We start from the raw sequence: 12,961 nt of genomic DNA on the forward strand, positions 1-12,961 counted from the left end.
TCTTTAGCTTCTCATGTGACGTACGGTGCAATCGGTACCCATTGTTGTAGTTGTGCTTTGTGTGACTTCTGCGCAAAGGCTGCGAGCAAACCTGCCGGTACGCCGTCGTTGAGCCCAAGGAGACTTGAGTCGCATGAGACGCTCCCTTCGCGCCTCTAGGTCGCAGTTGTACGGCCGCATCTGCGCCGTACTGCTGGCGACCGGGATGCTGGTCGCCACGGCACTGGCCGGCGGTGTCCCGGCGGCGGTCGCCGAGCCGGGCGGCCCGGAGGATGTAGCGACTCTCGTTGCCGCGGTGGCCAATGCGAACCAGAAACTGCAAGAGCTGGGTGCCGCCATCCAGACCCAGCAGGAAACCGTCAACAAGGCGATCGTCGCGGTGCAGGATGCCCGCGATGCCGCCGACGCGGCCAACCGCGAGGTGTCTGCCAGTCAGCAGGGCATCGCCGACGCCAACGCCGCCATCGCCGCCGCACAGAAGCGCTTCGACACCTTTGCCGCGGCCAGCTACGTCAACGGCCCGTCGAGCTCGTACCTGACCGCGACCGACCCCGCCGACATGATCGACGCGGCCGCCACCAGCCAGACTCTGGCCGTCAGCTCCGATCAAGTCATGGCCGACCTGCAGCGGGCCCGCACCGAACAGGTGAACCGGGAATCGACCGCACGGCTGGCCAAGCAGAAGGCCGACCAGGCTGCCCGCGACGCCCAGGCCAGCCAGGATTCGGCAGTGTCAGCGCTCAAGGACGCTCAGCAGACCTTCGGCACCCAGCGCGACCAGCTGCAGCAGCTCACGGCGCAACGCGCCGCAGCCCAGGCCAAACTCGACCAGGCGCGGCCCATGTCGGCACCGGCAGGCGGGGCGCCCGCCTCGACACTTCCGCAGGCGAATCCGGGCAACTGGGACCGCGCCCCCGGGGCGGCGGGGCAGCGTCCCGCAAATTGGGACAGCCAGTGGGACCCCACGCTGCCCGCGATCCCGAGCGCGTTCGTGCAGGGCGATCCGATCGCGATCATCAACACGGTGCTGGGCATCTCGTCGACGTCGGCGCAGGTCACCCAGAACATGGGCCGTAGCTTCCTGCAGAAGCTGGGCATTCTGCCCACGCCGACGGGCTACACCAACGGCGCCATTCCCCGGGTCTATGGGCGGCAGGCCTCCGAGTACGTCATCCAGCGCGCGATGTCGCAGTTGGGCGTTCCCTATTCATGGGGTGGCGGAACCGCCGCAGGCCCCAGCCGGGGAATCGACTCCGGTGCCGACACCGTCGGTTTCGACTGCTCGGGTCTGATCCTGTACGCATTCGCCGGCGTCGGCATCAAGCTGCCGCACTACTCGGGGTCGCAGTACAACGCAGGCCGCAAGATCCCGTCCTCGCAGATGCGCCGCGGTGACGTCATCTTCTACGGACCCGGCGGCGCTCAGCACGTCACCCTCTACCTCGGCAACGGCCAGATGCTCGAAGCGCCGTACACCGGGTCGACGGTCAAAGTCTCACCCGTTCGCACCAGCGGCATGACGCCGTACGTCGTCCGCTACATCGAGTACTGAAACGTAGGGATTGCATTGCGCTCCAAGTCATTTCGCCCCACCAGGATCCTGGCATCGACGGCGGTCGCGCTCGCGCTCGCCGTCGGGGGCGCATGGCCTGCCGCGGCCGCACCCGACGACGGCGCCTGGGATCCGACGCTGCCCAAGGTGGTCAGCTCCGGCGCCCCCGGCGACCCGGTCGCGATCGCCAACGCCTCCTTCCAGGTCAGCCAGATCGCGCTGCAGACCACTCAGAGCCTCGGTCAGCAGTTCCTGCAGAGCATCGGCCTGGCACCGAAGACGGCTGCGGCGTCGCCGCTGCCCGCAGGCGCGGTGCGGGGCCCGCAGGCCATCGAATACGTCATCCGCCGCGCAGGCAGCCAGATGGGCGTGCCCTATTCATGGGGCGGTGGCACGCTGACCGGGCCCGGTCCCGGGGTCGACTACGACGCCGGGAAGATCGGCTTCGACTGCTCGGGCCTGACCCGCTACGCCTTCGCCGGCGTGGGCGTTCAGATCCCCAAGTACTCGGGCGACCAGTTCAACACCGGCCGCGCGATCCCGCCGTCGCAGGCCAAGCGTGGCGATCTGATCTTCTACGGCCCGGGCGGTAGCCAGCACGTCGCCATCTATCTCGGTGGTGGGAAGATGCTGGAGGCGTCCGGCAGCGCAGGGAAGGTCACCGTCAGCCCGGTGCGGACCGCGGGTATGTCGCCCCATCTGTCCCGCATCATCGAATCCTGAGCGGAACCTGAACTCTTCCGGGCAGCGTCGACGGATTCCGAAGTGCCTGGAATAGTTGACCGAGGGCACCCGGCTGCCCGGCTATTGGCATTGATGCGTTTGCAGATGAACACCGTGGGAGGAAGTTGATGACGTCACCGAGTGGACCGCCGCAGGGCGCCGGAGGTTACCCCGGCTCGAGCCCGGCGCCGGGCTATCCCCCCGGCTCCCCGGCTGCGCCCGCTGCTCCGCAGCCCGGCGCGCACGCCGCCCCGGCGTCGAACAACGGCGGCCTGCAGGGTGAGGTGCATACCCTCGAGCGGGCAATCTTCGAGGTCAAGCGCATCATCGTCGGCCAGGACCAGCTGGTCGAGCGCATGCTGGTCGGCCTGCTCGCCAAGGGCCATGTGTTGCTCGAAGGTGTTCCCGGCGTCGCCAAGACCCTGGCCGTGGAGACGTTCGCCAAGGTGGTCGGCGGCACGTTCGCCCGCATCCAGTTCACCCCCGACCTGGTGCCCACCGACATCATCGGTACCCGCATCTACCGCCAGGGCAAGGAAGACTTCGACATCGAGCTCGGCCCCGTGGTGGTCAACTTCCTGCTCGCCGACGAGATCAACCGCGCGCCTGCCAAGGTGCAGTCGGCACTGCTCGAGGTGATGGCCGAGCGCAAGATCTCCATCGGCGGCAAGACCTTCCCGCTGCCCAGCCCGTTCTTGGTCATGGCCACCCAGAACCCGATCGAGCAGGAGGGCGTGTACCAGCTGCCCGAGGCGCAGCGCGACCGCTTCCTGTTCAAGCTCAACGTCGACTATCCGTCGCCGGAGGAAGAGCGCGAGATCATCTACCGGATGGGCGTCAAGCCCCCGGAGCCCAAGCAGATTCTCAACACCGGCGACCTGCTGCGCCTGCAGGATGTCGCGGCCAACACGTTCGTGCATCACGCGCTGGTGGACTACGTGGTGCGCATCGTCACCGCGACGCGTGAGCCGGAGAAGTTCGGCATGCCCGACGCGAAGGCGTGGATCGCCTACGGCGCCTCGCCACGTGCCTCGCTGGGCATCATCGCAGCCGCGCGGGCGCTGGCGCTGGTGCGCGGCCGCGACTACGTCATCCCACAGGACGTCGTCGAGGTCATCCCCGATGTGTTGCGGCACCGGCTGGTGCTCACCTACGACGCGCTCGCCGATGAGATCTCGTCGGAGACCGTGGTCAACCGCATCCTGCAGACGGTGGCCCTGCCGCAGGTGAATGCCCTTCCGCAGCAAGGGCATTCGGTTCAGCCCGCGGTGCCCGCCGCTGCCGCCGCGGCCGCGGGTCGGTGACGGGTCCGGGCCGCCGCTCAGTCGACCTCCCGTCGCTGCAGCGCGGCGAGATCCGTGACCCCGCGCTGTCGGCGGCCCTGCGCAAGCTCGAGCTGACGGTCCGCCGCAAGCTCGACGGCGTCTTGCACGGCGACCACCTGGGCCTGATCCCCGGCCCAGGTTCGGAGCCGGGGGAGTCGCGGATCTACCAACCCGGCGACGATGTGCGCCGGATGGACTGGTCGGTGACGGCGCGAACCACGATGCCCCACGTCCGGCAGATGATCGCGGACCGCGAGCTGGAGACCTGGCTGGTGGTCGACGTGTCGGCCAGCCTCGACTTCGGCACCGCGGGCTGCGAGAAGCGTGACCTCGCCGTCGCCGCGGCTGCGGCCATCACGTTCCTCAACAGCGGTGGTGGCAACCGGATCGGCGCGATCATCGCCAACGGCGAAACGGTCCGGCGCGTCCCGGCGCTGTCGGGCCGCATGCACGAGCAGGAGATGCTGCGCGCCATCGCCACGATGCCGAAGGCGCCCACCGGCGTGCGGGGCGATCTGGCCGCAGCCATCGACGCGTTGCGCAGGCCGGAACGGCGACGCGGCATGGCCGTGATCATCAGCGACTTCCTGGGGCCGATCAACTGGATGCGCCCGCTGCGCGCCATCGCAGGCCGTCACGAGGTACTGGGCATCGAGGTGCTCGATCCACGTGACGTCGAGCTGCCCGAGGTCGGGGACGTGATCCTGCAGGACACCGAAACCGGCGTCACGCGGGAGTTCACCATCGACGCTCAACTGCGCAGCGATTTCGAACAAGCCGCCGCGGCACATCGCGAGGAAGTGGCCCGGACCCTGCGCCGCTGCGATGCCCCGCTGCTGAGCCTGCGCACCGACCGAGACTGGATCGCCGATGTGGTGCGGTTCGTGGCGAACCGCCGCCGGGGCGCGCTGGCCGGCCGGTAGGCGACTCAGGGTGACGACCATCGACACTGAAATGACAACTAGCACATGACATTACCGATACTCGGGCCGATCAGCCTGTCAGGCTTCGCGCACGCGTGGTGGTTCCTGTTCCTGTTCGTGGTGGCGGCCCTTGCCGCGCTGTACGTCATCGTGCAGCGGGCGCGTCAGCAGCGGATCCTGCGGTTCGCCAACATGGAGCTGCTGGAGAGCGTGGCGCCCAAGCAGCCGACCCGCTGGCGGCATGTGCCCGCGATCCTGCTGGTGGTCTCGCTGCTGCTGTTCACGGTGGCGATGGCGGGCCCGACCCACGATGTGCGGATCCCGCGCAACCGTGCGGTGGTGATGCTGGTGATCGACGTCTCGCAGTCCATGCGGGCCACCGACGTGGCACCGAGCAGGCTGGCCGCGGCCCAGGAGGCCGCCAAGCAGTTCGCCGACCAGCTCACGCCCGGCATCAATCTCGGTCTTATCGCCTATGCGGGCACCGCGACCGTGCTGGTCCAGCCGACCACCAACCGCGACGCGACCAAGAACGCGCTGGACAAGCTGCAGCTCGCCGACCGGACCGCGACCGGCGAGGGCATCTTCACCGCCCTGCAGGCGATCGCGACGGTGGGTGCGGTGATCGGCGGTGGCGACGAGCCGCCGCCGGCGCGGATCGTGCTGATGTCCGACGGTAAGGAAACGGTGCCGTCGAACCCCGACAACCCCAAGGGCGCCTACACCGCGGCCCGCACCGCCAAGGATCAGGGCGTTCCCATTTCCACGGTGTCCTTCGGCACCCCGTACGGCTATGTCGAGATCAACGATCAGCGCCAGCCGGTGCCGGTCGACGACGAGACGCTGAAGAAGATCGCGCAGCTCTCCGGTGGAGACGCGTTCAATGCGGCCAACCTGGAACAGCTCAAGGCGGTCTTCACGTCGCTGCAGCAGCAGATCGGCTACGAGACCATCAAGGGCGATGCCAGCCTGGGCTGGTTGCGGCTGGGGGCTTTGGTGCTTGCGCTCGCGGCGCTGGCCGGGCTGCTGATCAACCGCCGCCTGCCCAGCTAGGTGAACTGCGAACGCTCGTGCACCGGCTCCGGTGTCGATTTCGGCGAACGATGACCGAGGCGTTAAGTTGACCAGCATGACTGCGGACGTGAGGAGCGATCAGATTTCTGCGGACGTGAGGAGCAAAGAGATTTCTGCGGACGTGAGGAGCGATGAGATTTCCGCTGAAGCCGGCACCGAGACCACCCCAGGCCGTCCCGCGTTCGTTTCCCGCTCGGTTCTGGTCACCGGTGGCAACCGCGGCATCGGTCTGGCGATCGCGCAGCGACTGGCCGCCGACGGGCACAAGGTGGCCGTAACCCACCGCGGGTCGGGCGCGCCGGACGGGCTTTTCGGTGTCGTGTGTGACGTCACCGACAACGACGCCGTGGACCGCGCCTTCAAGGAAGTCGAGGAGCATCAGGGCCCGGTCGAGGTGCTCGTCTCCAACGCGGGCATCTCCAAGGATGCGTTCCTCATGCGGATGACGGAAGACCGCTTCACCGAGGTCATCGATGCGAACCTGACCGGTGCGTTCCGGGTGGCTCAGCGCGCCTCGCGCAGCATGCAGCGCAAGCGTTTCGGCCGGATCATCTTCATCGGCTCGGTTTCGGGCATGTGGGGTATCGGCAACCAGGCCAACTATGCGGCCGCCAAGGCCGGTCTGATCGGCATGGCCCGCTCGATCTCCCGTGAACTGTCCAAGGCCGGGGTCACCGCGAACGTCGTCGCCCCCGGCTACATCGACACCGAGATGACCCGCGCCCTCGATGAGCGGATCCAGGCCGGCGCGCTGGAATTCATCCCCGCCAAGCGGGTCGGCACGGCCGAGGATGTCGCCGGTGCCGTCAGCTTCCTGGCCTCCGAGGACGCCGGCTACATCGCAGGCGCCGTGATCCCGGTCGACGGCGGCATGGGCATGGGCCACTGAGCCAAAGCCTTTGGCGTACTAGAACTTTCGCTCAACTTTTCGCCCAAGAAGGAGTCGCACTCATGGCAGGTTTGCTCGAAGGCAAGCGGATCCTGGTCACCGGGATCATCACCGATTCGTCCATCGCGTTCCACATCGCCAAGGCGGCCCAGGAGGCCGGGGCCGAGCTGGTGCTGACCGGTTTCGATCGGATGAAGCTGATCCAGCGCATCGCCGACCGGCTGCCCAACCCGGCTCCGCTGCTGGAACTCGACGTGCAGAACACCGAGCACCTCGACAGCCTCGCCGAGCGGATCACCGGCGTCATCGGTGAGGGCAACAAGCTTGACGGCGTTGTGCATTCGATCGGCTTCATGCCCCAGTCGGGCATGGGCATCAACCCGTTCTTCGACGCGCCGTACGAGGACGTCGCCAAGGGCATCCACATCTCGGCCTACTCATACGCCTCGCTGGCCAAGGCGACGCTGCCGATCATGAATCGCGGCGGCAGCATCGTCGGCATGGATTTCGATCCGACCCGCGCGATGCCCGCCTACAACTGGATGACCGTCGCCAAGAGCGCACTGGAATCGGTCAACCGATTCGTCGCCCGCGAGGCCGGCCCGTTCGGGGTCCGCTCCAATCTCGTTGCCGCCGGGCCCATCCGCACGCTCGCGATGAGCGCCATCGTCGGCGGGGCGCTGGGCGCCGAGGCCGGCGACCAGATGCGGCTGCTGGAAGAGGGCTGGGATCAGCGCGCTCCTGTCGGCTGGGACATGAAGGATCCGACGCCGGTCGCCAAGACGGTGTGCGCCCTGCTGTCGGACTGGCTGCCTGCCACCACCGGCACCGTGGTCTACGCCGACGGTGGAGCTCACACCCAGTTGCTGTGATGAGCGCTCGCGCGAAGAACCGACAGCTATTGATGAGCGCTCGCGCGAAGAACGGACAGCTGTGATGGATTTTGATGCCCTGTTGCTGCTGTCCTTCGGCGGGCCCGAGGGCCCTGAGCAGGTGCGGCCATTTCTGGAGAATGTCACCCGCGGGCGCAACATCCCGCCGGAGCGGCTCGATGAGGTCGCCGAGCACTACTTGCATTTCGGTGGCGTGTCACCGATCAACGGGATCAATCGTGCGCTGATCGAGCAGCTGCGGGCCGAGATGCCCGATCTGCCGGTGTATTTCGGCAATCGCAACTGGCATCCCTTTGTCGAGGACGCCGTCGCCACCATGCGCGACAACGGTATTCGGCGTGCCGCGGTGTTCACCACGTCGGCGTGGGGCGGCTACTCGAGCTGCAGGCAGTATGTCGAGGACATCGCTCGGGCTCGGGCCGCGGCCGGCCCCGACGCGCCGCAATTGGTGAAGCTGCGACAGTATTTCGATCATCCGCTGTTCGTGGAGATGTACGCCGAGGCGGTCACGAAGGCTGCGGCCTCGCTGCCCGGTGACGCGCGCGTCGTATTCACCGCACACTCCATCCCGATCGCCGCTGACGAACGGTACGGGCCCCGGCTCTACAGCAGCCAGGTGGCCTACGCCGCGCGGCTCGTCGCGGCCGCGGCAGGCATCGATTCCTACGACCTGGTGTGGCAGTCCCGCTCCGGGCCCCCGCAGGTGCCGTGGCTGGAACCCGATGTCGGCGATCATCTTTCGGCTCTGGAAGAGCGCGGCGTCAAGGCCGTCGCGGTGTGTCCCATCGGCTTCGTCGCCGATCACATCGAGGTGGTGTGGGATCTCGACCACGAACTGCGGCTGCAGGCCGAGGCTGCGGGCATCGCGCTGGCCCGCGCCGCCACGCCGAATGCCGACCGGCGCTACGCCAAGTTGGCTGCGGGGCTGATCGCCGAGCTGCGCGACGGGACCGAGCCGTTGCGGGTGGCTGGGCCTGATCCGGCGCCGGGATACGGATTGAGCATCGACGGCGTGCCCTGTTCGCCGCACTGCCCCGTCAGCGCGGGCTAGGCCCGCTCCGGGTTCAGCGCCACGCGGACTGCATGATGGCGCCGAGTGCCGCCAGTCTTGCCGCTCGCACCACTTGGTTCAGCGGGCGCAGCGTGTCGCCGGCCAGCTGCACTTCCGAGGAGGTCTGCAGCCCGATCGGCGTCAGCCCGGCGCTCACCGTGACGATCGCGTCGACGTGCGCGGCGGTTTCCAGGACCCGGATGGCCCGGCTGGGCGCATGGTCGGGGAGGCGGTGCAGTCGCGTGGCGTCCAGGATCTGCTCGACCATGCCGCGCGGATCCTCGACCTCCATGCCTGCCCCGGACCGCAGGGCGCCCAGCGTCTCGGCGGCCGAGCGCACGGCGGAACGCAGTTCGTACTCGGCGGTGCCCAGCTCGAACTGCTCGGGCGGCGGCAGCGTCGGGACCGAGTACACCGTCCAGGACAACGCGCGCGGCTCCGGGTCGAACATCGAATCGTCTTCTGTCTCATCGAATTCGAAGTACTCGAACTCGGGGACCAGGCCCACGCCGGGCAATTCGTCGTGGCTGACGATGACGGCCTCGCCGACGGTCACGGCGTCGCGTTGGAACTGGGTGCCCGCCGGCAGGCCGCGCACGTCACCGGGAATCGGCTGGGCAACCGTGATGGTGGGGGTCCGTACCGAGCGGCCGGCGGCGGTGCGCAGCGTCTGCAGCAGCGACACCGAACCGGAGTCCTCCAACTCGGGCCAGGGCAGGCCCGTGCGGACCGCCGCCGACGAGTCGTAGGCGGTCACAGAATGCGTTGGAGCCCATTGGGATAACGCGTCGAGAACGTCGTCGGGCGCGGCGGCACCCGCGAGCCAGGCATTGGCCCACACCGACAGCGTTGCACTTGGACACCACATGATGCTGGCAGTGTAATAGTCGGTCGCCGTAACGGCGGTATTCGCTAGGGTGGATGCATGCCTATGTGGCTGATCTGGCTCATCGTGGCGCTGGGGCTGGCCGGGGCTGAGGCGCTGACCGGCGACATGTTCCTGCTCATGCTGGCCGGCGGAGCGCTGGCGGCCACGGCTTCCAGCGCGTTGCTGGACTGGCCGGTATGGGCCGACGGCGCGGTTTTCCTCGTGGTTTCGGTCCTGCTGCTGGCGCTGGTACGGCCCGCGCTGCGCAGGCGGATGCTCAGCGGGCATGGCCTCCCGGACCCGGTTCAGGCGCTGGAAGGCAAGTCGGCGCTGGTCCTGGACAGGGTGGCGCGGCACGAAGGCCAGGTCAAACTCGATGGCGAGGTCTGGACGGCCAGGCCACTCAACGACGACGATGTGTTCGAACCGGGTGATCACGTGACCGTCGTCAAGATCGACGGTGCGACCGCAGTGGTGTTCAGGTCACTGTAAAACGACGAAGGGGTCTGCCAAATGGACGGTGCTATAGCCGGGTTGGTCTTCCTGGCGGTGTTGGTGGTGTTCGCCATCATCGTGGTGGCGAAGTCCGTCGCGCTGATTCCACAGGCCGAGGCGGCGGTCATCGAGCGGCTGGGTCGCTACAGCCGCACGGTCAGCGGCCAGCTGACCCTGCTGGTGCCGTTCATCGACCGGATCCGGGCCCGTGTCGACCTGCGTGAGCGGGTCGTGTCCTTCCCGCCGCAGCCGGTGATCACCGAGGACAACCTCACGCTGAACATCGACACGGTCGTCTACTTCCAGGTGACCAATCCGCAGGCCGCGGTGTACCAGATCAGCAACTACATCGTCGGTGTCGAGCAGTTGACCACCACCACGCTGCGCAACGTGGTCGGCGGTATGACGCTGGAGCAGACGCTGACCTCGCGTGATTCCATCAACGCGCAGCTGCGCGGTGTGCTCGACGAGGCCACCGGCCGCTGGGGTCTGCGGGTGGCGCGTGTCGAGCTGCGCAGCATCGACCCGCCGCCGTCCATCCAGGAGTCGATGGAGAAGCAGATGAAGGCCGACCGCGACAAGCGGGCCATGATCCTGACGGCCGAGGGCGTGCGGGAGTCGTCGATCAAGCAGGCCGAGGGCCAGAAGCAGTCGCAGATCCTGGCCGCCGAAGGTGCCAAGCAGGCCGCGATCCTGGCCGCCGAGGCCGACCGGCAGTCCCGGATGCTGCGGGCCCAGGGCGAGCGCGCCGCCCAGTACCTGCAGGCGCAGGGCCAGGCCAAGGCGATCGAGAAGACGTTCGCGGCCATCAAGGCGGGCCGTCCGACCCCGGAGATGCTGGCGTATCAGTATCTGCAGACCCTGCCCCAGATGGCGAAGGGCGAGGCGAACAAGGTGTGGATCGTGCCGAGCGATTTCGGTTCGGCGCTACAGGGTTTCACCAAGATGCTGGGCGCGCCGGGAGAGGACGGGGTGTTCCGGTACACGCCGACCCCGGTGGACGAGGATCTGCCGAAGCCCGAGGACGACAGCGACGAGGTCGCCGAGTGGTTCTCGACCGATACCGATCCGGCCATCGCGCAGGCGGTCGCCAAGGCTGAGGCCGAAGCCCGCGCGACGACACCGCCGCTGGGTGCTCCGACGGCCGTCCCACCGGCACCGTCGTTGGACGGGCCGTATCCGCAGGGCGGGTTGCCCGGCGGCGCGCACCGCGCCTGACCGAGGTCGTCAGGCCGGGGACCGCAGGCGCAGCTCGACCATCGGCAGCGGGGCGTCGGTGTCGGTGATCGGTTGGCCGAGCGTCTCTTCCAGGATCGGCTTGAACTGTTCCCAGGCCTTGGGGCGGCGCAGCCGGTAGGCGGTGAGTACCTGGTCGATGCTCGCCTGATCGAGCACGTGTGCCACCGCGGGCCTGGGCGGGTGGCTGCCGATCCACACACGGACCGCAGCATTGGCGCGAATGTTGCGGAACCACTGGGCTTTTGCGCCGAACCCGGAGGCTACGACGTAGCGGTCGGGGGCAGGGTGGTCGATGACTTCGAGGACGACGTAGCGCGCTCGGCCCGATGTGCGGCCGATGTGTTCGAGCATCAGTACCCGCGAGCCGAGCAGTGCTCCGGCGCGCAGCCGGTAGATCCAGATCGGGGCGCGCACGAGCCGGCGGTTGCGCAGGATGCGGGCGCCGAGATCGGCGAACATGTTGGCGGTCACGGCGTTTGTCCTTCAGGTCCGGCTCGCAGTCCGTTGCGGTAGATCGCGAGAACCTCTGCCGCCCAACGCGTCATCCCGCCGGGTGCCAGCGGGTCGACGCCCAGCACTTCGGTGAGGCGGGGTCGCAACATCAGGACGGCGAGGTCATTGGCCATCAGCACCGCGGCACGCACGGCGGGATCCGCTCCGGCGTCGGCGACACCGCCGGCGACCATGGCGTCGAGAGCGGTTCGGCTGATCCCGTAGAGCCGGGCAAAGACTGCCGACCCGACGGTGCCGCCCGTCGTCAGCAGCCTGCTCAGGTACGCCGGAATGGGCGAATCGGGCGGCAGGTGCGAGGCCAGGGAATCCACCAGGGTCGGCACCGCGGACGGTCCGAGGGTGTCCTCGGAGGGCCGGCCCGTCGCTTCGGTGAGCAGTGCCTCCAAAGTGGCCACGACGTGATCGTCGACGGCTGTCACCAGCCCGTCCTTGGACCCGTAGTGCCGCACCAGCAGAGCGGGGGACACGCCTGCGGCCCCGGCGATGTCGCGCATGGTGACCGCGTCGGCGCCGCGTTCGGCGAACAGCTTCAGGGCCTCGTCGCGAATGCGTGCCCGCGCAGTCCGGTCATCTGCGACAAGTGAACTCATGTTTACTATTGTAAACAATTGTTTACATCCGTGGTGTGCCCAAATCCGCGGTCATCCGCGGGGGATTCGCTTCAGCCGCCGGTCACGGTGTCGACCGCGTCGCTGGACACGGCGCTGTGTGCAGCCCGGCGATGGCTGCGCACCTCGAAGATCAAACCGGCCACGCCGAGGGCGGCCGTGCTGAGCGACACCAGGAACAACGCGGGGCTGATGTTGCCGGTCAGCGCGTCACCGAGGATGACGACGGCGGCCGTGCCGGGCAGCAGCCCGACGACGGTGGCCAGTGTGTAGGGCACCACGCGGACGGCCGAGGCCCCGGCGGCGTAATTGAGCACCGAGAACGGAACGGCCGGGATCAACCGCATCGAGATCACCACCGGCCAGCCCCGCTGGCGCAGCCGCGCATCGACCGCGTCGAGCTTCGGGTGCGACACCAGCCGGTCGAGTTGCCAGCCGGCCGCCCGGACCAGCAACAACGCGATCACTGCGCTCACGGTGCTGGCCACCACGGCGATCGCCACGCCCAGCGCCGGACCGAACAGCAGCCCGGCCGCGAGCGTGAACGCCGTGCGGGGAAACGGAAACACCGTCACCACGATGTGGGCGGCCAGAAATGCCAGCGGGAACCACGGTCCGACGGAGCCGGCCCAATCGCGCAGCTGCAGCGCAGTGGGCAGCGGCACCAGAAGTGCGACTGCGACAAGAATCACAATTGCCGCCAGGATGGCGACGATGCGGCGCGGCGGCAGCTGCAGCACGGTCGTCATCACCGCGGCACGCACGGTTCGCAGGGTGCTGACGACGGGTTTCACGCTCATCAAGACTA

General features: G+C 68.1%; 14 protein-coding genes. 10 read left to right on the forward strand and 4 right to left on the reverse strand.

All coding sequences use genetic code 11. The annotated features are described in order from the left end of the window. Positions 1-133: 133 nt before the first annotated feature. The 8 genes from ripA to RMCB_RS31440 all read left to right on the forward strand — a co-directional run bounded on the left by ripA (position 134) and on the right by RMCB_RS31440 (position 8,430). A complete protein-coding gene (ripA, locus tag RMCB_RS31405; RefSeq protein ID WP_062831860.1) occupies positions 134-1,552 on the forward strand; it encodes an NlpC/P60 family peptidoglycan endopeptidase RipA in 1,419 nt (472 codons plus the stop codon). Positions 1,553-1,567: 15 nt separating this feature from the next. Then, positions 1,568-2,275, forward strand: coding sequence for an NlpC/P60 family peptidoglycan endopeptidase RipB (gene ripB, locus RMCB_RS31410; protein ID WP_062831861.1), 708 nt, complete (start codon positions 1,568-1,570; stop codon positions 2,273-2,275). A gap of 128 nt (positions 2,276-2,403) precedes the next feature. Then, positions 2,404-3,579 carry a chaperone MoxR1 gene (gene moxR1, locus RMCB_RS31415; RefSeq protein ID WP_062831862.1) on the forward strand — a complete coding sequence of 392 codons (1,176 nt, stop codon included), beginning with the start codon at positions 2,404-2,406 and terminating at the stop codon, positions 3,577-3,579. Further along, on the forward strand, positions 3,576-4,523 hold the full coding sequence (locus tag RMCB_RS31420; protein WP_029371259.1) for a DUF58 domain-containing protein: 948 nt from the start codon (positions 3,576-3,578) through the stop codon (positions 4,521-4,523). Before moxR1 ends, RMCB_RS31420 begins: the two co-directional genes overlap by 4 nt. A 45-nt stretch (positions 4,524-4,568) precedes the next feature. Continuing rightward, on the forward strand, positions 4,569-5,576 hold the full coding sequence (locus tag RMCB_RS31425) for a VWA domain-containing protein (protein WP_029371260.1): 1,008 nt from the start codon (positions 4,569-4,571) through the stop codon (positions 5,574-5,576). 157 nt (positions 5,577-5,733) lie between these two features. Next, positions 5,734-6,486, forward strand: a complete 753-nt coding sequence (fabG1, locus tag RMCB_RS31430) for a 3-oxoacyl-ACP reductase FabG1 (RefSeq protein ID WP_165606357.1) — start codon at positions 5,734-5,736, stop codon at positions 6,484-6,486. 62 nt (positions 6,487-6,548) lie between these two features. Beyond that, on the forward strand, positions 6,549-7,358 hold the full coding sequence (gene inhA, locus RMCB_RS31435; RefSeq protein WP_029371262.1) for an NADH-dependent enoyl-ACP reductase InhA: 810 nt from the start codon (positions 6,549-6,551) through the stop codon (positions 7,356-7,358). 64 nt (positions 7,359-7,422) lie between these two features. Beyond that, complete coding sequence (locus tag RMCB_RS31440) at positions 7,423-8,430, forward strand: ferrochelatase (protein WP_062831864.1); 1,008 nt, start codon at positions 7,423-7,425, stop codon at positions 8,428-8,430. A gap of 13 nt (positions 8,431-8,443) precedes the next feature. Here RMCB_RS31440 and RMCB_RS31445 read toward each other — a convergent pair whose 3' ends face one another. Further along, positions 8,444-9,298 (reverse strand): Rv1486c family protein, encoded by an 855-nt coding sequence (locus RMCB_RS31445; protein ID WP_062831865.1) that lies wholly within the window; start codon positions 9,296-9,298, stop codon positions 8,444-8,446. Positions 9,299-9,355: 57 nt separating this feature from the next. Here RMCB_RS31445 and RMCB_RS31450 point away from each other — a divergent pair, with 57 nt between their 5' ends. Both RMCB_RS31450 and RMCB_RS31455 read left to right on the forward strand, forming a co-directional pair. Further along, entirely contained in the window at positions 9,356-9,790 is a 435-nt protein-coding gene (locus tag RMCB_RS31450; protein ID WP_062831866.1) for an NfeD family protein, read from the forward strand. A gap of 21 nt (positions 9,791-9,811) precedes the next feature. Next, entirely contained in the window at positions 9,812-11,011 is a 1,200-nt protein-coding gene (locus RMCB_RS31455) for an SPFH domain-containing protein (protein WP_029367206.1), read from the forward strand. A gap of 9 nt (positions 11,012-11,020) precedes the next feature. On the opposite strand, the gene RMCB_RS31460 is transcribed toward RMCB_RS31455, so the two are convergent. From RMCB_RS31460 to RMCB_RS31470, 3 genes are all read right to left on the reverse strand, one after another. Beyond that, complete coding sequence (locus RMCB_RS31460; RefSeq protein WP_201028375.1) at positions 11,021-11,491, reverse strand: nitroreductase family deazaflavin-dependent oxidoreductase; 471 nt, start codon at positions 11,489-11,491, stop codon at positions 11,021-11,023. Between the two features lie 8 nt (positions 11,492-11,499). Continuing rightward, entirely contained in the window at positions 11,500-12,135 is a 636-nt protein-coding gene (locus RMCB_RS31465) for a TetR/AcrR family transcriptional regulator (RefSeq protein ID WP_062831868.1), read from the reverse strand. 71 nt (positions 12,136-12,206) lie between these two features. Next, complete coding sequence (locus RMCB_RS31470) at positions 12,207-12,953, reverse strand: TVP38/TMEM64 family protein (RefSeq protein WP_036422609.1); 747 nt, start codon at positions 12,951-12,953, stop codon at positions 12,207-12,209. Between the last annotated feature and the right edge of the window lie 8 nt (positions 12,954-12,961).

Source organism: Mycolicibacterium brisbanense, assembly GCF_001570425.1.
GTDB lineage: Bacteria > Actinomycetota > Actinomycetes > Mycobacteriales > Mycobacteriaceae > Mycobacterium > Mycobacterium brisbanense.